Origin of the sequence: Simplicispira sp. (assembly GCF_028687295.1) — a bacterium.
GTDB lineage: Bacteria > Pseudomonadota > Gammaproteobacteria > Burkholderiales > Burkholderiaceae_C > Simplicispira > Simplicispira metamorpha.
In genome coordinates this window covers 1-21,070 of the sequence record NZ_JAQUAL010000010.1, presented here as the reverse complement: position 1 = coordinate 21,070, position 21,070 = coordinate 1, and the positions used below count along the sequence as shown (strand labels likewise).

Here is a 21,070-nt window from a genome sequence, read left to right as displayed (position 1 = left end):
ACATAAAACATGCTTTACCGCGAAAACGGCCAGTTCAAGACGAGCTACCGCGCCGACCAGCAAATCTTCCCGATCACGCAAGACCGGGTGGGCATTGCACTGCTGCTGGCCTTTGCCTTCATTGCCGTGCCGCTGCTGGCCAGCAACTATTTCTACACCGCTGTCCTCATCCCGCTGGTCATCATGTCGCTGGCCGCGCTGGGGGTGAACATTCTGGTGGGCTACTGCGGCCAGATCTCGCTGGGCTCGGGCGCCTTCATGGCCGTGGGCGCTTACGGGGCGTTCAACTTCTTCGTTCGCTTTCCGGGCCTGCCGCTGATTCCGGCACTCATCCTGGGCGGCCTGTGCGCCACGTTCTTCGGCATCTTGTTCGGCCTGCCCAGCCTGCGTGTCAAGGGTCTGTACCTGGCCGTGGCCACGCTGGCCGCGCAGTTCTTCAGCGACTGGATGTTCCTGCGCATCAAGTGGTTCACCAACAACTCCGACTCGGGCTCGGTGTCGGTCAACCACCTGCAAGTGCTGGGCATGCCCATTGAAAGCCCCATGGCCAAGTACCTGTTCTGCCTGTTCCTGCTGGTGGTGATTGCCCTGCTGGCCAAGAACCTGGTGCGCGGCGCCATTGGCCGCGAATGGATGGCCATCCGTGACATGGACGTGGCCGCCAGCGTGATCGGTATCCGCCCCATGTACGCGAAGCTGTCCGCCTTTGCCGTCAGCTCCTTCATCATCGGCATGGCCGGTGCGCTCTGGGCGTTTGTACACCTGGGTTCGTGGGAACCTGCCGCCTTCTCGGTGGACATCTCTTTCAAACTGCTGTTCATGGTGATCATTGGCGGCATGGGCTCGATCATGGGTAGCTTCTTTGGCGCCGCCTTCATCGTGCTGCTGCCCATCGTGCTCAACCAGTTCCTGCCCGCCTTGCTGGGTCTGTTCGGCATCGAGATTTCTACCGCTGGCGTCTCGCACGCCGAGCTGATGATTTTTGGCGGCCTGATCGTCTGGTTCCTCATCGTCGAGCCCCACGGCTTGGCCAAGCTGTGGTCTATGGGCAAGCAAAAGATGCGCCTCTGGCCATTCCCCCATTGAGTTTTCCCCCGTGCTTAGCCACATTCATACCAAGGAGACATCCATGAAGCTTTCCAAAATCGTGCTCGCTGTTGCCGTCGTGGCGGCCAGTGCATCGTCCGTGACCAGCGCCATCGCGCAGGCCAAAGAGCAGTTCTTCCCGCTGCTGTCGTACCGCACCGGCCCCTATGCGCCCAACGGCACCCCTTGGGCCAACGGCAAGCAGGACTACCTGAAGATGATCAATGCGCGCGATGGCGGCATCAATGGCGTCAAGATCACGTTCGAAGAATGCGAAACCGGCTATGCCACCGACCGGGGTGTGGAGTGCTACGAGCGCCTGAAAACCCGTCCTGGCGTGACCCTGTTCGATCCCCAGGCCACCGGCATCACCTTTGCCCTGACCGAAAAAGCCCCTGTGGACAAAATCCCGCTGATGACGCTGGGCTACGGTCTCTCGGTGGCAGCTGACGGCATGGCCTTCAAGTGGAACTTCCCCTACATGGGCAGCTACTGGACGGGTGCCGACATCCTGATCCAGCACATCGGCAAGAACGCTGGCGGCCTGGACAAACTCAAGGGCAAGAAGATTGCGCTGGTCTACCACGACAGCCCGTTTGGCAAAGAGCCCATCCCGCTGCTGCAAGAGCGCGCCAAGATGCACGGCTTTGAGCTGCAAATGCTGCCCGTGACCGCGCCTGGCGTGGAGCAAAAAGCCACCTGGCTGCAAGTGCGCCAGAGCCGTCCTGACTACGTGATGCTGTGGGGCTGGGGTGTGATGAACTCCACCGCCCTGAAAGAAGCGCAAGCCACAGGCTTCCCGCGCGACAAGCTGTACGGCGTGTGGTGGGCCGGTGCCGAGCCCGATGTGCGTGATGTGGGCGAAGGCGCCAAGGGCTACCAGGCCCTGGCCCTGAACGGCTACGGCACCCAGTCCAAGGTCATCCAGGACATCATGAAGCACGTCCACGACAAGGGCCAGGGCACAGGCGCCAAGGATGAAGTGGGCTCGGTGCTGTACACACGCGGCGTGATCATCCAGATGCTGGGTGTGGAAGCCGTGCGCCGCGCGCAAGAGCGCTTTGGTAAAGGCAAGGTCATGACCGGCGAACAAGTGCGCTGGGGCATGGAAAACCTGAACCTCGACCAGAAAAAGCTCGACGCCATGGGTTTTACCGGCCTGATGCGCCCCCTGTCCACCAGCTGCGCCGACCACATGGGCTCGACCTGGGCGCGCGTGCAGACCTGGGACGGCAAGAAGTGGAACATCACTTCTGACTGGTACCAGTCCGATGAGCAAATCCTCAAGCCCCTCATCAAGGCTGGCTCGGACAAGTACCTGGCCGACAAGAAGCTGACACGCCGCGACGCAGCCGACTGCCAGTCCTGATCGACACCCCTGCCCGCCTTGCGGTGGGCAGGCCCTGGCGGCTCCTGGCGAGCCGCCAATTGACAGGCCTGCGGGCCAGCCCTGTCAATTGGCACAGAGAGAGAAACCTTATGGAACAGCAAAACATTGTCCTGAACGTCAACGGCATCGAGGTCATTTACAACCACGTGATCCTGGTGCTCAAGGGGGTCTCGCTACAGGTGCCCGAAGGGGGCATCGTGGCCATCCTGGGCGGCAACGGCGCGGGCAAGACCACCACCTTGCGCGCGATCTCCAACCTGCTGGCGGGCGAACGCGGCGCAGTCACCAAAGGCTCCATTGAGCTGCGTGGCGAGCGCATCGAAAACCTCTCGCCCGCTGACCTGGTCAAGCGCGGCGTGGTGCAGGTCATGGAAGGGCGCCACTGCTTTGCCCACTTGACCATCGAAGAGAACCTGATGACGGGCTCCTACACCCGCACCAGCAAGGGCGAGATTGCGGCCAACCTGGAGAAGGTCTACAACTACTTCCCGCGCCTGAAAACGCGCCGCACCTCGCAGGCGGCCTACACCTCGGGCGGCGAGCAGCAGATGTGCGCCATTGGCCGCGCCATCATGACCAACCCCAGCATGGTGCTGCTGGATGAGCCCTCCATGGGCCTGGCCCCACAAATCGTGGAAGAAGTGTTCAACATCGTCAAAGACCTGAACACCAAAGAAAAAGTGACGTTTCTGCTGGCCGAGCAAAACACCAACATGGCGCTGAAATACGCCGACTATGGCTACATCATGGAATCGGGCCGCGTGGTGATGGACGGCGCTGCCAGCGACCTGGCCAGCAACGAAGACGTGAAAGAGTTTTACCTGGGCGTGGGCGGCGGCGAGCGCAAGAGCTTCAAGGACGTGAAAAGCTACAAACGCCGCAAGCGTTGGCTGGCCTGAAAACTGCCCCCCTGCCACAGCACTTCCCACGCTCACCCACCCTTGCCCGCTCACCATGACCTCTTTTTACGACACCCAGGAAACCCGTGCCCCCGCCGAGCGCGAGGCAGCGCTGCTGGCCGCCTTGCCCGCCCAGATAGCGCACGCGCGCAGCAACGCACCGGCCTTCAGCACCATCCTGGCCGACGTGGACCCGGCCAGCGTCACCAGCCGAGCCGCCCTGGCCCGCTTGCCAGTGACGCGCAAATACGAGCTGCTGGAACGCCAGCAGGCCCTGCGCACAGACAACGTGTTTGGCGGGTTCAGCGCCATCGGCTTTGGCGCCGCCATGCCGCGGGTGTTTTGCAGCCCCGGCCCGATCTATGAACCCGAGAGTGCCCGGCCCGACTACTGGCGCATGGCCCGTGCCATGTACGCCGCAGGCTTTCGCGCGGGAGAGCTGATCCACAACAGCTTCAGCTACCACTTTGTGCCAGCGGGTTCCATGATGGAAAGCGGCGCCCATGCGCTGGGCTGTACTGTGTTCCCCGGCGGCACCGGCCAGACCGAGCAACAGGTGCAGGCCATGGCAGAACTGCGCCCGGCCGGCTACATCGGCACCCCCAGCTTTCTCAAGCTGATTCTGGAAAAAGCCGCTGAACTGCGCCAGCCCCTGCCCAGCGTGACCAAAGCCCTGCTCTCGGGCGAGGCCTTTCCGCCCAGCCTGCGCGACTGGCTGGCCGAGCGCGGCGTGGCGGGCTACCAGTGCTACGCCACCGCCGATCTGGGCCTGATCGCCTACGAAACTGCGGCCCGCGAGGGCCTGGTGCTCGATGAGGGCGTGATCGTCGAGATCGTGCGCCCCGGCACCGGCGACCCCGTACCCGAGGGCGAAGTGGGCGAACTGGTGGTGACCACGCTCAACCCCGACTACCCGCTGATCCGCTTTGGCACGGGCGACCTCTCGGCCATTCTGCCCGGTCAATGCCCTAGCGGGCGCACCAACACCCGCATCAAAGGCTGGATGGGACGGGCCGACCAGACCACTAAGGTGCGCGGCATGTTCATCCACCCGGCCCAGGTGGCCGCCATTGCAGCGCGCTTTCCGCAGGTGCTGCGTGCGCGCCTCGTGGTCACGGGTGAAATGGCCAACGACCAGATGGTGCTGCGCGCCGAAACTGCCGAGTTTGCCGGTGGCCTGGCCGAACGGCTGCAAGACACCATCCGCGAAGTGACCAAACTGCGCGGCGAGGTGGAGCTGGTCGCCCCAGGGTCGCTGCCCAACGACGGCAAAGTGATCGAGGACGCGCGCAGCTACCGCTAAAGCATGGCGCCGGGTGTTTTCGCCAACGCGAAAACACTCACTTATTCATAGCTTGTAGCGCTCTACCCGCGTGGCTTCAGGGCATTTTTTGTACTAAAAATGCGCTGTATCAAAAATACGGATCTGCTCAGTGCTTTCCTCGATGCCAAGGCCGAAACAGGTGTTTATCATCGCGGCTCATATCAAGGAACACCCATGCAACCTATGCTGAAAATCACTCTGGTGGCAGCTGCTGCCGCATTGGCCGCAGGCGCCCAGGCACAAAGCTTTCCTACTGCGGGTAAAAACATCACCTTGGTCGTGCCCTTCACGGCGGGCGGCCCCACCGATCGCGTGGCCCGCGACCTGGCTGAAGCGCTGCGCAAGCCACTGGGCGCCACCGTCGTGGTGGACAACACAGCGGGCGCAGGCAGCTCGATTGGCACCGCCCGCGTGGCGCGCGCCACACCCGATGGCTACACACTGCTGCTCAACCACATTGGCATGTCCACCATGCCGGCGCTCTACCGCAAACTCTCCTTCAACGTCGCCAACGATTTTGAATACCTGGGCATCATCAACGACGTGCCCATGACGCTGATTGGGCGCCCCACCCTGCCCGCCAACAACTACCAGGAGCTGCTGGCCTGGATGGGACAAAACAAGGGCGCGATCAATCTGGGCAACGCCGGGCTGGGATCGGCCTCGCACCTGTGCGGCCTGATGTTCCAAAGCGCTATCAAGACCGATATGACTGCCGTGTCTTACAAGGGCGCAGCACCCGCCATCACCGACCTGATGGGCGGCCAAATCGACCTGTTGTGCGACCAGACCACCAACACCACGCAGCAAATCGAAACCAAAAAGGTCAAGGCCTACGCTGTGACCACCATGCAACGGCTGAGCACGCCATCACTGAAGGCGCTGCCCACGCTGGCCGAGTCGGGGCTCAAAGACTTCCAGGTCACGATCTGGCACGGTCTGTACGCACCCAAAGGCACGCCTGCCGAGGTGGTCAAGAAGATCAACGACGCACTGAAAGTGGCGCTGAAAGACCCCGACTTCATCAAGAAGCAAGAGGGACTGGGCGCCGTGGTGGCCACCGACAAGCGCATCGAACCGGCCGAACACAAAAAGTTTGTGCAGGCAGAAATCGACAAATGGGGTGCCGTCATCAAGGCCGCAGGCACCTACGCTGACTGAGGCGACACCAGCGCTACTCCAGAGCGGGAGCCCTTGCCGCACCACCAGCCTGCCCAGGCTGGCTGGGCCCAGCACGGGCTCCCGCACTTTTTATGTGGCCGGGGAGTTGGCAGCGTGACCCAAGCCCAGGTAAGTGTCGATGATGCGCCGATCGTGCAACAAATCAGCAGCCGGGCCAGACAATGCCACCGCTCCCATCTCCAGCACGTAGGCGCGGTCAGCCACTTGCAGCGCAGCACGGGCGTTTTGCTCGACCAGCAATACCGAGACGCCCAGCTTGCGCAACGATGCCACCACCAACAGCACTTCGCGCACGATCAACGGCGCCAGTCCCAAGGACGGTTCATCCAGCATCAGCAGACGAGGTCTGGCCATCAGGGCGCGCCCGATGGCCAGCATCTGGCGCTCGCCCCCTGACAGGGTGGACGCCATTTGTGTACGGCGCTCGCGCAGGCGCGGAAAGATATCGAACACCTCCTGCATGCGCTGCGCCTGGTCGCGCTGTCCACGCCGCCAAAGCGAGAACCCGCCCAGCAGCAGGTTGTCTTCAACGGACATCTCGCCAAACAGCTCACGCTTTTCAGGCACCAGGGCAACGCCACGGGCCACCATGGCCTCTACACTGGGGCGGGGAATACGCTCGCCGTCCAGTGCGATCGTGCCGCGCGCGGGCAACAAACCCATGGCAGCGCACAGCAGCGTGGTCTTGCCCGCGCCGTTGGGGCCGATAACGGTCACGATCTCGCCTTCATTGACCTCCAGGTGAACGCCATGGACGGCCTCCACCGTTCCATAGGAAACACACAGGTCTTGCAGTTGCAGCAACGTGCTCATACGGTCACCCCGCTGGCCAGATCGTCACCCCCGCCCAGATAGGCGTCCAGCACACGCTGGTTGACCTGCACCTGTGCAGGCGTCCCCTCCGCGATGACGGTGCCAAACTCCAGCACCGTGATGCGATCGGCCAGGTTCATCACAAACTCCATGTCGTGCTCCACCACCAGAATGCCCAGCCCTTCAGCGCGCAACTGCACCAGCAGTTCGGCCAACGCGCGTTTTTCCAGATGGCGCAAACCGGCTGCGGGCTCATCCAGCAGCAACACCGCAGGCTGCGCGGCCAGTGCCCGGGCGATCTCGACGATGCGCTGCTGCCCCAGTGCCAATGAGGCAGCAGGTACATCGGCATGCGCGCCCAGACCGCAGCGCTCAATCTGGCGCCGCGCTTCGGCCAGCAAGGCGGCCTCTTCGCCTCGGTCCAGGCGCAGCATGGAGGCCAGCCAGCCGCGCCGTGCGCGGCGGTGCGCCCCCAGCGCAACGTTTTCCACCACGCTGCGCTGGCCCAGCAAACGCACATGCTGGAATGTACGACCCAGGCCCAGCGCAGCAAAAGCGCGCGATGGCAGGCCGTGCATGGATTGCCCCATCAGCCGTATCTCGCCTTGCGTGGGGTCGTCCACACCCGAAATCATGTTGAAAAACGTGCTCTTACCAGCGCCGTTGGGGCCAATCAGGGCATGTACCTCTGCGGCCTTGACGTCCATAGAGACCGCATTGTTGGCCACCAGCCCTCCAAACCGCTTGGTGACTGCACTGGCTTGCAACAGCACTGTGCCTGGCGCAGGCAACGTGCGCTGCTCCAAAGACACTGCCTGGTGCAATGCAGCAGGAGCGCTGGGACGCAGCAAACGCGCTGTGACACGTTGCAGTGTCGGCCACATGCCATCGGCAAAGCGTTGCAGTACAAAAACCATCAGCAACCCAAACACCACGACCTCAAAATTGCCACTGGTGCCCAGCAGCGAGGGCAGCAGGTCTTGCAATTTTTCCTTGAGCAACGTGATGACCGCCGCTCCCAACACAGCCCCCCAGAGGTGGCCCGCCCCCCCCACTACGGCCATGAACAGGTACTCAATACCGATGTTCAGGTTGAACGGGGTGGGGTTCACAAAACGCTGCAGGTGGGCATACAGCCAGCCAGAGATGGCCGCCATCAAAGCGGCCAGCACAAACAGCTTGATCCGATAACGGGCAGTATCCACGCCCATGGACTCGGCCATGACGCGTCCGCCCTTGAGGGCACGGATAGCGCGGCCCTCGCGCGAATCGAGCAGGTTGTGCAGCAACCACAGCGACACCAGCAGCACTGCCCAGATAACGACACCCAGCGCCCGGGGTGATGCCAACGACCAGCCTGCCACGACCAAAGGTGGAACCCCCGTGATACCCGTCTGCCCCCCCAAGAACTGCATGTTGCCAAACAGGTAATACAGGCTCAGCCCCCAGGCAATCGTGCACAGCGGCAGGTAATGCCCCGACAGCTTGAGCGTCACAGAGCCCAGTGCCCACGCTACGGCAAACGTCAATGCCAGCCCCAACGCCAGGCCCACCCAAGGCAGGCTGCCCATACCAACGATGCCCCCCAATGCCTGGACGGATGCAGGCGCAGTACAGACCCAGGCGGTGGCATAAGCACCCATACCGACAAAGGCCGCCTGGCCAAAAGAGGTCATGCCACCCACACCCGTCAGCATGACCAAACCCGCCGCCACGATCGCATACAGGCCGATATAGCTCATCACGACAATGGTGAAGTCGGGCAATGCCCCCCAGCACAGCGCAAAAATCACCACACACGCCAGCGTCAACTGGGTGGGCGTCAGCAAGCCACGTGCGGGGGCCGGGGCCAGCGGTGCCACAGAAGGAGCGATGGGTTTAACGGGCGTACTCATTCTTCATCCTCCACATGGCGGCTGTTGAGGGAACGCCACCACAGCACCGGAATAATCAGCGTGAACACCAGAACCTCCTTGTATGCGCTGGCCCAGAATGAGGCGAACGCTTCCAGTTGCCCCACCAGCAGCGCACCCGCCAGTGCCAATGGGTAACTGGCCAGTCCACCCACAATCGCAGCGACAAACCCCTTGAGGCCGATCAGAAATCCGGTGTCGTAATACACCGTGGTCAACGGCGCAATCAGCAAGCCTGAAACCCCGCCAATCAGGGCGGCCAAAGCAAAGCTCACATCCCCCGACATATCGGTGGGAATGCCCATCAACCGGGCCCCAACACGGTTGATGGCAGTAGCGCGCAGCGCCTTGCCCACCATGGAGCGCCCAAAAAACAGGAACAGCAGCAGCACCAGCACCAGCGTCACGCCCAGCACGACCAGCGACTGACCGGATACAGGAATATTGCCCAGCTCAAACCGTGCCTCGGAAAAAGGCGGTGTACGCGAGCCTTCGGCGCCAAAGAACAGCAACCCCAACCCCACCAGGATGCCATGCAATGCCACCGAGACAATCAGCAAGATCAGCACCGACGCATCGGCCAGCGGACGAAATGCCAGCCGGTACAGCAACGGCCCCAGTGGAGTAATCAGCACGAGCGTAACCAGGGCCTGGGCTGCCATGGAGACAGGCTTCCAGCCCAACACCAGAACACACGCAAGCGCAGGCAAACCCACACACCAGAACAACGCCGCAGGCCAATTGACCGCTGCGCCACTCTTCCAGCGCCACGCTTCCACCACCAATACGGCAGTTGCCAGCGCCAGCAACAGCCACAGGGTGGCGGGGGCACGCCCCGCCTGTAGCATGGCCATCGTCAATGCACCAAAGGCCACAAACTCACCCTGCGGAATGAAAATCACGCGGGTGACAGAAAACACCAGCACCAACGCCAGCGCCATCAATCCATAAATGGCGCCATTGACGATGCCGTCCTGCCCCAGCAGCAAGGCAATCTGGAAATCCATGTTCGACTTTCTGTGAAGTGCCCGGCGCAGCTAGGCACACCTGCGACCTGGCCAGCAGGCAACGCAGGTGATGCCCTATACGCCAGGCGGGTCAGTCTCAGGGCTGGTATTTCCAGGCGCCGTTTTCGATCTTCACCATCACGCGGGCGCGCTGATCAAGGCCCAGATGGTCATTGGCAGACATACTGAAAATGCCGTGCGCACCCGGAACTTCCTTGAGTTGCTCGAGTGCATCACGCAGGGCGGCACGGAACTCGGGCGTACCGGGCTGTGCTTTCTTCAGGGCCGCAGGAACAGCAGCGGACATCAGTACGCCAGCGTCCCAGCCATGGGCGCCAAAAGTAGAAACACTGCCTTTGCCATAGGCCGCTTCATAAGCGGTCACGTAGGCACTGGCCGATTTGCGCACCGGATGGGTGGCAGGCAACTGCATAGCCACCAGCACCGGGCCTGCGGGCAGGAAAGTGCCCTCCACATCCTTGCCCCCCACACGCAGGAAGTCAGCGTTCGCCACCCCGTGGGTCTGATAGAACTTGCCGGCGTAGCCCCGCTCCTTGAGCGTTTTTTGTGGCAAGGCAGCTGGGGTGCCCGAACCCGCAATCAGCACAGCATCGGGCTTGGCTGAGACCATCTTCAGGGCCTGCCCGGTCACGGAAGTATCGGTGCGGTTGTAGCGCTCATTGGCTACGATTTGCAGATTCTTGAGGGCCGCAGCCTTGCTGAATTCCTGGTACCAGCCTTCGCCATAGGCATCAGAGAAACCAATGAAAGCCACCGTTTTCACGCCCGAAGCAGCCATGTGCTCCACAATGGCCAAAGACATCATGATGTCGTTTTGCGGCGTCTTGAAAACCCATTTTTTCTTGTCATCCATGGGCTCAACAATGCGTGCCGAGGCGGCCATGGAGATCATCGGCGTCTTGGCCTCCGACACCACATCGATCATGGCCAGCGAGTTGGGCGTGGTACTGGAGCCCAGAATCACGTCCACCTTGCTCTCACTGATGAGTTTTCGCGTGTTCCCCACCGCTGCGGTGGTGTCAGAGGCATCGTCCAGTACGATGTAATTGACCTTCTGCCCGGCAATGGTGCGGGGCATCAAGGCAATGGTGTTTTTCTCTGGGATGCCCAGCGAGGCGGCAGGGCCTGTGGCCGACACGGTAACGCCTACTGTGATGTCTGCCAAGGCGGTGCCGCTGGCAGCCAGCAGGGCCGCGGCCAATAGGGCGATGGGGGTCAGGCTTTTTTTCATGGTTTGTCTCCTTGAGGATGGTTTTATAGAAAAGTCAACGCGGCGAAAAAAGCAGCGTGAATGGGTGCTCCCCTGCACCCGCGCACATCGTAGTCAATGTGCAGTGATGTTGCCCCTGTTTTGCACAGGTCTGGACGCTATCTGAAAAAATACCGCGAAAGTCCCTGGTGCCAGCAGCAGGCTATTGCAGACCTGATGATGCATCCGGACTACCAAAGATTAATCTCTCAATCACGGCTGCGTCGGTAGTCAAGGTTTCGCCAGACGAAGGCGCGCTGGGCAGTCCCACGCTAAAGCAGAACAACGAATTTTCTGGCGCAGCCCCCACCCGCAGATGTCTTGCGCTGACGACACAGAATGCCGAACGGAAGCATCGGCACCGTACATGCCCGACTCCGTTCTCAATGCCTGCCAAATAGGCAACGATGGCAGAGATCAAGCCCTATGCATCTACGGCAATACGTTGCTTGCGCCTTTTGACGTCCTTGCCTGCGTCAGAACAGCGCTACTACATTACCTTGGACAGCAGCGCCACTGGCAACCGCCGGTTCTGAGAAATGTTCTGCTAACTTATCAGCACTTGGCTGCATTGTTTCAAACAGCTTCTCAAATCCCGGCGCCGTTCATGCAGGTGGTGGATCAGCGCTCGTCAAAACTGATGGTGAGTTGCTCGCTGGTAGGGCGGGCTTGGCAGCTCAACACAAAGCCTTGGGCGATTTCATCAGCTTCTAGGGTGTAGTTTTTGTCCATCGTGACCGAACCACACAACACCTTGGCACGGCAGGTGCAGCACACACCGGCCTTACACGAGAATGATAGATCCAGACCAGCGTCCAGCCCCACGTCCAGCACCCGCTCGGTGGAAGCCATCGTCATGTGGTGCTCTGTGCCATCCACCACGATCGTCAGTTGCACGGTGCGCGCTGCCGATGCCTTGGGCGCATCAATGCTCACCACTTGGGCACCGGCAGGGGCACCGGCACTAAAGCGCTCGCTGTAAACGCGGTTGGCGGGCACGCCGGCATCTACCAATGCTTTTTCTACCGCATCCATCATCGGCTCAGGGCCACAGATAAACACTTCGTCCATGCTCTTGACGGGCAAGAAGGTGTCAATCAGGGCGCGCACCTTGTCGCCATTGATCAAGCCTTGCAGCAAGTCCACTTCTTGGGCTTGGCTGGACAAAATGTGGATCATGGTGAAGCGGCCAGCGAACCGATCCTTCAGGTCTTGCAACGCTTCGTTGAACATGACGGTTGCCATGTTCCGATTGCCATATACCAGCGTGAACTTGGACTCTGGTTGCTCTTCCAGCGTGGTGGCGGCAATCGACAGAACCGGGGTAATACCCGAACCACCGGCGAAACCCACGCGGTGCAGAGCACGCTGCTTTTTCACCACAAATCGGCCATCGGGAGGCATCACGCTCAGCGCATCACCGGCCTTGACAGCAGTGGTGGCCCAATTGGAAAACAAGCCATTTTCTACCGCACGGATACCCACTTCAATTTCGCCTTGCCGGGTCAGACGGCTGCGAGGACTGCTAATGGAGTAGTTGCGGCGCACGTCTTGGCCGTTGATGGTGGCGCGCAGCGTCAGAAACTGGCCTGGCTCAAAGGCGAAGGCTTCGCGCAGGTTGGCCGGAATGTCAAAAGTGATGGCCACCGCGCCAGCCGCTTCCGGGCTGACGCGCTTGACTTTGAGTTCATGGAAATGGGGGGCAGACATGCTGGCGTTTCCGGTAATGGCGTTGATAACGCCGTCAATACGGCTTAAAGTAATCGAAAGGTTCCTGGCAATCCAGGCATTTGTAGAGCGCCTTGCACGCCGTGGAGCCAAAATGCGAGGATTCGACGGTATGGCTGGAGCCGCAGTGCGGGCAAGGTACCGCCGGTTCTGGCTCAGCGGCACCGCGCACAAAGCGCAGTACGCTCTCACCGGCCTCACGGCCTTTGGCACAGTGTTGGCCAGGGGGCGCGATGCCGTAGGCACGCAACTTTTCTTTGGCAATATCGGTCATCCAGTCGGTAGTCCAAGCCGGGGCCAATTGCGTGACCACCTTGGCCTGCAAGCCAACGGCTTGCAGGGTGGTGTACACATCATCCTCAATCTGGCCCATCGCTGGACAACCGCTGTAGGTGGGGGTGATGACCACCTCCAACCCGTCGGCGCCCTGGCGCACATCGCGCAGAATGCCCAGTTCGCGCAACGAGACCACCGGGATTTCCGGATCGGTCAAGGCTTCCAGGGCAGCCCAGGCTGCCTGTATGGCGTCCGCAGGAGCGACAACGGTATTCATGGTGCTTACCAAGTGGCGTTGGGATGAGCGCGGGCCAGACTTTGCATCTCGGTAAGCAAAAAGCCCAGATGCTCAGAATGCAAACCGTGTTTGCCTTGGGTGATATAGCCTTCGAACTGGGGGCGCACCAGGGTGGCCTCAGCCAGTGCGTCGTCCACCAACGCATCCCACTGTGCGCGCAGGCTGGCCACGCTCACGCCCACACCGGCGGCCACGGCAGCGCTTTCAATGTTGCTGTCCGTCCAGAACTCTTCGGTGTAAGGCATCAGGTGGTTCAGCGACGCTTGCACGCGGGCGTGTGACTCATCCGTACCATCGCCCAGACGGATCAGCCAGTCGCGCGAGTGACGCAGGTGATAGCGCACCTCTTTGAGCGATTTGGCAGCAATAGCAGCCAGTTGCTCATCTTTGGACTGCTGCAAGGCCTCCCAGACCAGCACCATCAAAGCGCTGTAGAGGAAGTTGCGCACGATGGTGGTGCCATAGTCCATATCAGACTTGGCATAACCCACCAAGGCGCTGCGGTGCGGCAGTTCCAGCAAGGTGTAGTTGCGAAAATCGGGGACATCGCGGAAGTAGGCCAGCTTGTCTTCGGTGGCATCGCCACCCAAGGCCACAGCGGCTTGCTGGTACAGCAGACGAGCCTGACCAATCAAATCAAGGCTGACGTTGGCCAGCGCAATGTCTTCTTCGATCACGGGGCCGTGGCCACACCATTCGGCGTTGCGCTGGCCCAGCACCACGGCATTGTCTGCCAGGTGCAACAGGTAGTTGGCGGTTGCGCTCATGATTACATGTGCCCCACTTCTTCGGGAATTTCGTAGAAGGTGGGGTGGCGGTAGATTTTGTCTGCCGCTGGATCGAACAACTCACCCTTGTCATCAGGATTGCTGGCGGTGATTTGCGCCGAAGGAATCACCCAGATGCTCACGCCTTCCTGGCGACGGGTGTACACGTCGCGAGCCATTTGCAGCGCGTGCTGCGCATCCGAGGCGTGCAGGCTACCGCAGTGCTTGTGATCCAAGCCTTGCTTGCTGCGAACAAAAACTTCCCACAGGGGCCAATCTTTCAGTGCAGGGGTGCTCATGCTGCTTCCTTCATTGCGCGTTGTTGCTGTTTACGGGCGTGGGCCTGGGCTGCATCACGCACCCATTGGCCGTCGTTGTGCGCTTTCACGCGGGTCGAGAGACGCTCTTTGTTGCACGGGCCGTGTCCGTTCACCGTGGTCCAAAACTCATCCCAATCGATCTGGCCGTGGTCGTAATGACCACGTTCTTCGTTCCACTTCAGGTCGGGGTCAGGCAACGTGATGCCCAACACCTTGGCCTGCGGCACGGTGGCATCAATGAACTTCTGGCGCAGGTCGTCGTTGGAGACGCGCTTGATGCCCCAGCGCATCCCTTGGGCGCTGTGCGGACTGTCGGTATCGGGTGGACCAAACATGGCCAGGCACTTCCACCACCAGCGGTTGACGGCGTCTTGCACCATCGCTTTTTGCTCGTCCGTTCCACGCATCATCACCAGCAGGGCTTCATAGCCTTGGCGCTGGTGAAAAGACTCTTCCTTGCAAACGCGGATCATGGCGCGGGCATAAGGGCCGTAAGAGCAGCGGCACAGTGGCACCTGGTTCATGATGGCAGCGCCATCAACCAGCCAACCGATCACGCCGATGTCGGCCCAGTTGAGCGTGGGGTAGTTGAAGATGGAGCTGTACTTGGCTTTGCCGCTGTGTAAGGCTTCAAGCATCTGGTCACGGCTGGTACCCAACGTTTCGGCAGCGCTGTACAGATACAGGCCATGGCCGCCTTCATCTTGCACCTTGGCAATCAGAATGGCTTTGCGCTTCAAGCTGGGGGCGCGGCTGATCCAGTTGCCTTCGGGCAGCATGCCCACGATTTCGCTGTGGGCGTGCTGGCTGATCTGGCGCACCAGCGTTTTGCGGTAAGCGTCAGGCATCCAATCTTGTGGCTCAATGCGGCCATCGGCATCGATGCGGGCATCGAACTTCGCCATCAATTCTGGCGGTTCGACAGCCGCCACGGCCTTGATGTGTTTTTGGCCGGCGTCATCCGGCACACTGAACGATTGCGTGTACATGGCGATTACTCCTTGAAGGTTGAGGCCAATACGGTGGAGGGAAAAATCAGAGCAACCAGGCCGGTGTGCGCTTTTCCAAGAAAGCGCTGATGCCATCCTTGGCTTCGCTGGTGGCCCGTTGGCGGGCAATGCGCTGGGCAGTTTCTTCGCTGATGGCAGCATCAATCGGACACCCATCGACAGCGGCAATCAGGTGTTTGGCGGACTGTTGCGCCAGTGGCGCACCGCTCATCAGTAGTCCAACCAGTTGTACGATAGTGGCATCCAGCTGGTCACGCTCGCACACCTCCGTCACCAAACCCATCGCTAGCGCCCGCTGTGCTGAAAAACGCTCGCCACTTTGGAAGTAGCGCAGCGCATGGCGCGGCCCAATGGCACGCAGTACATAGGGACTGATAACCGCCGGAATGATGCCGAACTTGACTTCAGAGGTCGCAAACTGGGCATCCACGCTAGCTACAGCCATGTCGCAAGCCGCAGCCAAACCGGTACCGCCGCCTAAAGCAGCCCCTTGTACGCGGGCTACGGTGGGCTTGGACATGTCCGACAGAGCGCGCAGCATGTGGGCAAACTTGCGCGCATCGGCACGGTTTTCTTCCTCGGTAAAGACCGAGGCCCGCTTCATCCAGTTCAGATCGGCTCCGGCAGAGAAATGCTTGCCACGGCCAGCCAACACCACCACCCGCACCGAAGCATCGGCATCCAGTTCGGCGCAGGCTGCGCCCAAATCGGCAATCAGTTGCTCATCAAAGGCGTTGAACACGTCGGGACGATCCATCCAGATCGTGGCAACACGGTCTTGGCGCTCAATGCTCAGGGTGGAATACATGGTGCAAGGTGCTCACAGTCAGGGGTTTATTGCTGCAACAGATGCCATTTGCTGTCTTTGACTTCCAACATACGGAAGGCGGACAGGTTCAGCCCCATGTGGTCAGTGGCAGACATGTTGAAGGTGCCGCTGGTAGCGACAAAGCCTTTGGTGGCTTCGAGGGCATCGCGCACCTTGGCTTTGTCGGTGCCGTTGGCACGCTTCATGGCATCGACGGTCAGCATCAAAGCGTCGTAGGCATAGCCACCAAAAGTAGACACTTCGGACTTGTAGCGTGTCTTGTAAGCCAGGTCGTAAGCGGCGACCACGGCTTTTTGCGGGTCGTTGGCAGGCAGTTGCTCAGGAATCAACTGGGCTGGCGATGGCAAGCGCACGCCTTCAGCCGCTGAACCAGCCAGTTTCAGGAACTCGTCCGAGGCCACACCATGAGATTGGTACAGCGGCAGCGCCATACCCAACTGCTTGTAGTTTTTGGTGACGATAGCCGGGCCTTGGCCCAAACCAAAGACAAACACGGCTTGCACACCGGCGGTATTTTTGATCTTGGTGAGCTGGGGGCTCATGTCGGTATCTTTGGGGCCATAGGTTTCATTAGCCACCAACGTGATGCCGTATTTGGCAGCCACAGCTTCGGTTTCTTTTTTACCCGACTGGCCAAAACCTGAAGTTTCTGACAGCAACGCCACCTTGGTCAGGTTGCGCTTTTTCATGTCTTCAAACACTTTTTCGGCGGCCATGCGGTCGGTGTGCGGGGTTTTGAAAACCCACTTCTTCACCGGCTCAATCACCACCACGGCACCCGCCAGCGAGATAAAGGGCACTTCAGCTTTGGTAACCAACGGCACCATCGACATGGTGGCGCCCGTGGTGGTGCCGCCAATGATCACATCCACGTTGTCGTTGTCGATCAGGCGCTTGGTGAAGCCGTTGGCCTTGTTCGCGTCGCTACCATCGTCGTAATGCACCAGCTCCAGCTTGCGGCCCAGCACACCGCCCTTGGTGTTGAGGTCTTCCACATACATTTGCAAGGTTTTCAGCTCGGGATCGCCCAGGAAAGCGGCTGGGCCCGTCACTGACAGCACGGCACCGATCTTGATCGGATCGGCTGCCATCGCAACCACAGCGCCCAGTGCCAAAGCGGTACCGACGGCAATTTGCTTGAGTTGAAATTTCATTGTTTTGTCTCCTGATGAATAGGTTCTGTGGGTGTTTCAGACGCGTTCGATCACCATGGCAATGCCTTGGCCCACGCCAATACACATGGTGCACAGCGCGTAGCGACCGCCCCGGCGGGCCAATTCATAGCTGGCGGTAGTCACCAGACGGGCACCGCTCATGCCCAGCGGATGGCCTATGGCAATCGCACCCCCGTTGGGGTTGACATGGGCCGCGTCGTCGGGCAGACCCAAATCACGCAAAACCGCCAGACCCTGGGCCGCAAAGGCTTCGTTGAGCTCGATCACGTCCATCTGTGCCAGCGTCAGGCCCGTTTGCGCCAACACCTTGCGCACAGCCGGAGCCGGGCCAAAACCCATGATGCGCGGGGCCAAACCAGCAGTGGCCATACCGACGATGCGCGCACGCGGGATCAGGTCATAACGCTTGGCGGCCTCTTCAGAAGCCAGCAGCAAGGCGCAAGCACCATCGTTGACCCCCGAGGCATTGCCTGCCGTAACGCTCAAATCGGGGCCATTAACGCCCTTGAGCTTGGCCAGCATTTCCAGCGTGGTTTCAGGGCGTGGATGCTCATCGGTGGCGACGATGATCGGATCGCCCTTTTTGCGCGGGATGGTCACAGGCACCAGCTCGTCGGCAAAACGGCCAGCGGCATGGGCAGCCGCCCAGCGCTGTTGTGAGCGCAGTGCAAACGCATCTTGGTCAGCGCGACCGATCTGGAACTCTTCGGCCACGTTGTCTGCCGTTTGCGGCATGGAGTGGGTGTCGTAGAGCTTCTTCATCAACGGGTTGACGAAGCGCCAGCCGATGGTGGTGTCATACACCGCATTGGTACGGCTAAAGGCACTGTCGGCCTTGGGCATGACAAATGGAGCGCGGCTCATACTTTCCACGCCACCCGCCAGCATCAGACTGGCTTCTCCGGTCTTGATGGAGCGCGCTGCCAGGCCAATCGCATCCATGCCCGAACCACACAGGCGGTTGACAGTAGTGCCAGGCACTTGTACCGGCAAGCCAGCCAACAAACCGGACATGCGCGCCACGTTGCGGTTGTCTTCACCCGCTTGGTTGGCGCAGCCGTAAATGATGTCTTCCACCGCCGCCCAGTCCACCTGGGGGTTGCGCTCCATCAGTGCCTTGAGTGGCACGGCCCCCAGGTCATCTGCACGCACCGAGGACAAAGCACCGCCGTAGCGACCAACAGGGGTGCGAACAGCGTCGCAAATATAGGCTTGTGTCATGCGAATCTCGGGTTAGTTTTGCTTGGGGCGATCATCGAAAATGCGGCGCGCCTTGCCAGTCAAAGTGCGTGGCAGGGTATGGGCCTCAAAGACGGTGACTTTGGTGGAAATACCTACAATGGTCTTGATGTGGTGTTGCAACTCTTTGGTCAGCTGTTGCACTTCAGCCTGGCTGAGCTGACCGCTCAGGTTCTGCTGCAATTCGCAGCGGATTTCCACGTTGTCGAGGTGACCGTCGCGGCTGAGATGGATCTGGTAGTTACCCGACAGGCGCTTGTCACGCAGAATTTGCTCTTCTACTTGGGTCGGAAAAACGTTCACACCACGCACAATGAGCATGTCGTCCGAGCGGCCAGTGATCTTGCCCATGCGGCGGAACGAGCGCGATGTGGGTGGCAACAGGCGGGTCAGGTCACGGGTGCGATAACGAATGACCGGGAAAGCTTCTTTGGTCAACGAGGTGAACACCAGTTCGCCCAACTCGCCATCGGGCAGCACTTCGCCGGTGTCGGGGTTGATGATTTCGGGGTAGAAGTGGTCTTCCCAAATCACTGGCCCATCTTTGGTTTCGATGCACTCGCAGGCCACGCCAGGGCCCATGACTTCAGTCAGGCCGTAGATGTCGATGGCATCAATGCCCAATTTCTTCTCAATCTCAGCGCGCATGCCTTCGCCCCAAGGCTCGGCACCAAAAATACCGACTTTGAGTGAAATCTCGTCTGGCGTGATGCCTTGGCGCTCGAACTCTTCGGCAATCACCAGTGAATACGACGGCGTGACCATGATGGCATCGGGTTTGAAGTCCATGATTTGCTGGACTTGCTTTTCTGTCTGGCCACCCGACATCGGCACTGCTGTGCAACCCAGGCGCTCAATGCCAAAGTGCGCGCCCAAACCACCGGTAAACATTCCGTAACCGTAAGAGTTCTGCACCATGTCACCAGGTCGCACACCGGCAGCGCGGAGTGAACGGGCCACCAAATCTGCCCAGTTGTCGGCGTCTTGTTTGGTGTAGCCCACCACAATCGATTTGCCCGTGGTACCGCTGGAAGCATGCAGACGCACCACGTTCTGGCGCGGCACAGCAAACAGACCAAAAGGGTAGTTGTCGCGCAAATCCAGCTTGGTCATGAAGGGGAACTTGGCCAGATCAGCCAACGCCTTCAGATCGTCGGGATGCACGCCTTTGGCAATGCACTTCTCACGATAGGGGGCCACGTTGTCGTAGGTGTGGCGCACCGACCATTTCAGGCGTTCGAGTTGCAGTGCGGCAATTTCATCGCGGCTGGCAGTCTCGATGGGTTCCAAATCGCCCGGAGCGGGTTGCTTGACGGTCATAGATTGGTCTCCTTCATCCAGGATTTTTATGAAAGGGGAAAAGCAGGACGGCGCTGGCGCTCAGGCCTGCATAGCAAAACTGGCTGTTACTTCACCCTTGATGCGATAGCTCTTGCCCCGAAACAGCGCTACGGTCTTGCCACCGACCACGCTCACCGTGACGTCATAAACCCCGGTGCGACCGGCTGCCGAACGCTCGACGGCCACAGCTTCGAGCACATCACCCTCACGCCCCGGCGCGAGAAAGTCGATATGGCAGGCCGAAGCTACGGTGCTCAGGTTGTAGCTGTTGCATGCGTAAGCAAAGGCGGTATCAGCCAGCGAAAAAATCATGCCGCCGTGGCAAGTTTGGTGACCATTGACCATGTCAGGACGGACCACCATGCGCAACGTGGCATGACCCGGCGCCACCGAAAGACGCTCCATGCCCAGAGCGTGGGCAGCACGGTCGCGCTGCCACATGGCATCGCTGGCGGCATCGGCCAGCGCTTGCGGGCTGAGGCTAGAGGTATCGACTTCAGACATGGGAAATACTTCCAGTATCAACAGCAGGTTGGATCAGCGGCGGGACGGTGCATTGGGCGCAGAGCGGACTCATGCACCCGTAAAGCGCGGAGGGCGCTTTTCCAGGAAGGCAGATACACCTTCCACGTAATCGCTGCTGCGGCCCAGTTCACGCATGTACAGGCCCTCCAGCGTGAGCTGTTGTTCCAGCGTATTGGTGCGCCCGGCCTGCATGGCTTGGCGGGTACGCACCAGCGCCTTGGTGGGCATGGTGGCCAGTTGCTCGGCCAGTTGTTGCACGGCATCTGCAAAGACATCCTCGGCCACAGCGTCCCAAATCAGGCCCCATTCGGCAGCTTTGGCGGCAGGCAGCTTGTTGCCTGTCATCGCCAGGCCCAAAGCACGGGCCTGACCCAGGCGCTGCGGCACCAGCCAAGAGCAGGCGGTATCGGGGATCAGACCAATCTTGGCAAACGGCAGCATGAAAGAGGCTGCTTGGCTGGCAACCACCATGTCGCAGGCCAGCGCTAAGCTGGCACCTGCGCCAGCAGCGACACCATTGACGGCGGCTACGGTGGGCACGCGCAGATTGACCAGGCGCATCACCAGTGGCTTGTAGTGGCGCTCCACCACATCGCCCAGATCGGGCGGGGTCTCGCCAGGCACAAAGCGGACTTCGGCATCGGCCAAATCTTGGCCAGCACAAAAGCCCCGGCCAGC

At 60.5% G+C, this 21,070-nt stretch carries 20 protein-coding genes; 5 read left to right on the top strand and 15 right to left on the bottom strand.

Annotated elements, in window-relative coordinates:
• The first annotated feature begins 9 nt into the window (after nt 1–9).
• From PHX69_RS02420 to PHX69_RS02400, 5 genes are all read left to right on the top strand, one after another.
• Complete coding sequence (locus tag PHX69_RS02420; protein ID WP_119013381.1) at nt 10–1,086, top strand: branched-chain amino acid ABC transporter permease; 1,077 nt, start codon at nt 10–12, stop codon at nt 1,084–1,086.
• A 43-nt stretch (nt 1,087–1,129) separates the two neighbouring features.
• A complete protein-coding gene (locus PHX69_RS02415; RefSeq protein WP_119013382.1) occupies nt 1,130–2,455 on the top strand; it encodes an ABC transporter substrate-binding protein in 1,326 nt (441 codons plus the stop codon).
• A gap of 110 nt (nt 2,456–2,565) precedes the next feature.
• Nucleotides 2,566–3,375: an ABC transporter ATP-binding protein gene (locus PHX69_RS02410; RefSeq protein WP_119013383.1), complete on the top strand. Its 810-nt coding sequence runs from the start codon at nt 2,566–2,568 to the stop codon at nt 3,373–3,375.
• A gap of 55 nt (nt 3,376–3,430) precedes the next feature.
• Nucleotides 3,431–4,678 (top strand): phenylacetate--CoA ligase family protein, encoded by a 1,248-nt coding sequence (locus PHX69_RS02405; protein WP_119013384.1) that lies wholly within the window; start codon nt 3,431–3,433, stop codon nt 4,676–4,678.
• A gap of 195 nt (nt 4,679–4,873) precedes the next feature.
• Complete coding sequence (locus PHX69_RS02400; RefSeq protein ID WP_119013385.1) at nt 4,874–5,860, top strand: tripartite tricarboxylate transporter substrate-binding protein; 987 nt, start codon at nt 4,874–4,876, stop codon at nt 5,858–5,860.
• A 90-nt stretch (nt 5,861–5,950) separates the two neighbouring features.
• Here the strand turns inward: PHX69_RS02400 and PHX69_RS02395 are convergent, their stop codons facing one another.
• The 15 genes from PHX69_RS02395 to PHX69_RS02325 all read right to left on the bottom strand — a co-directional run.
• Nucleotides 5,951–6,694, bottom strand: a complete 744-nt coding sequence (locus PHX69_RS02395) for an ABC transporter ATP-binding protein (protein WP_288042226.1) — start codon at nt 6,692–6,694, stop codon at nt 5,951–5,953.
• On the bottom strand, nt 6,691–8,589 hold the full coding sequence (locus PHX69_RS02390; protein WP_288042225.1) for a branched-chain amino acid ABC transporter ATP-binding protein/permease: 1,899 nt from the start codon (nt 8,587–8,589) through the stop codon (nt 6,691–6,693). Before PHX69_RS02390 ends, PHX69_RS02395 begins: the two co-directional genes overlap by 4 nt.
• Entirely contained in the window at nt 8,586–9,614 is a 1,029-nt protein-coding gene (locus tag PHX69_RS02385) for a branched-chain amino acid ABC transporter permease (RefSeq protein WP_288042224.1), read from the bottom strand. Before PHX69_RS02385 ends, PHX69_RS02390 begins: the two co-directional genes overlap by 4 nt.
• A 97-nt stretch (nt 9,615–9,711) precedes the next feature.
• Nucleotides 9,712–10,866: an ABC transporter substrate-binding protein gene (locus tag PHX69_RS02380; RefSeq protein WP_119013389.1), complete on the bottom strand. Its 1,155-nt coding sequence runs from the start codon at nt 10,864–10,866 to the stop codon at nt 9,712–9,714.
• Nucleotides 10,867–11,505: 639 nt separating this feature from the next.
• Nucleotides 11,506–12,594, bottom strand: coding sequence for a 2Fe-2S iron-sulfur cluster-binding protein (locus tag PHX69_RS02375; protein WP_288042223.1), 1,089 nt, complete (start codon nt 12,592–12,594; stop codon nt 11,506–11,508).
• Nucleotides 12,595–12,628: 34 nt separating this feature from the next.
• The gene (gene paaD / locus PHX69_RS02370; protein WP_288042221.1) at nt 12,629–13,165 is read right to left on the bottom strand and encodes a 1,2-phenylacetyl-CoA epoxidase subunit PaaD; all 537 of its coding nucleotides are present in this window, start codon (nt 13,163–13,165) and stop codon (nt 12,629–12,631) included.
• Nucleotides 13,166–13,170: 5 nt separating this feature from the next.
• On the bottom strand, nt 13,171–13,953 hold the full coding sequence (paaC, locus tag PHX69_RS02365; protein ID WP_288042220.1) for a 1,2-phenylacetyl-CoA epoxidase subunit PaaC: 783 nt from the start codon (nt 13,951–13,953) through the stop codon (nt 13,171–13,173).
• A gap of 2 nt (nt 13,954–13,955) precedes the next feature.
• Nucleotides 13,956–14,252 carry a 1,2-phenylacetyl-CoA epoxidase subunit PaaB gene (gene paaB / locus PHX69_RS02360; RefSeq protein ID WP_119013393.1) on the bottom strand — a complete coding sequence of 99 codons (297 nt, stop codon included), beginning with the start codon at nt 14,250–14,252 and terminating at the stop codon, nt 13,956–13,958.
• On the bottom strand, nt 14,249–15,262 hold the full coding sequence (gene paaA, locus PHX69_RS02355; protein WP_288042218.1) for a 1,2-phenylacetyl-CoA epoxidase subunit PaaA: 1,014 nt from the start codon (nt 15,260–15,262) through the stop codon (nt 14,249–14,251). Before paaA ends, paaB begins: the two co-directional genes overlap by 4 nt.
• A gap of 46 nt (nt 15,263–15,308) precedes the next feature.
• Nucleotides 15,309–16,091: an enoyl-CoA hydratase/isomerase family protein gene (locus tag PHX69_RS02350; RefSeq protein ID WP_288042217.1), complete on the bottom strand. Its 783-nt coding sequence runs from the start codon at nt 16,089–16,091 to the stop codon at nt 15,309–15,311.
• A gap of 26 nt (nt 16,092–16,117) precedes the next feature.
• A complete protein-coding gene (locus PHX69_RS02345; protein WP_119013396.1) occupies nt 16,118–17,266 on the bottom strand; it encodes an ABC transporter substrate-binding protein in 1,149 nt (382 codons plus the stop codon).
• Between the two features lie 36 nt (nt 17,267–17,302).
• A complete protein-coding gene (gene pcaF, locus PHX69_RS02340) occupies nt 17,303–18,508 on the bottom strand; it encodes a 3-oxoadipyl-CoA thiolase (protein ID WP_288042216.1) in 1,206 nt (401 codons plus the stop codon).
• A 12-nt stretch (nt 18,509–18,520) separates the two neighbouring features.
• Complete coding sequence (gene paaK, locus PHX69_RS02335; RefSeq protein ID WP_288042215.1) at nt 18,521–19,846, bottom strand: phenylacetate--CoA ligase PaaK; 1,326 nt, start codon at nt 19,844–19,846, stop codon at nt 18,521–18,523.
• A gap of 60 nt (nt 19,847–19,906) precedes the next feature.
• Nucleotides 19,907–20,371: a hydroxyphenylacetyl-CoA thioesterase PaaI gene (gene paaI / locus PHX69_RS02330; protein ID WP_119013399.1), complete on the bottom strand. Its 465-nt coding sequence runs from the start codon at nt 20,369–20,371 to the stop codon at nt 19,907–19,909.
• Between the two features lie 69 nt (nt 20,372–20,440).
• On the bottom strand, nt 20,441–21,070 hold a 630-nt coding region (locus PHX69_RS02325), incomplete at its 5' end, for an enoyl-CoA hydratase-related protein (protein WP_288042212.1).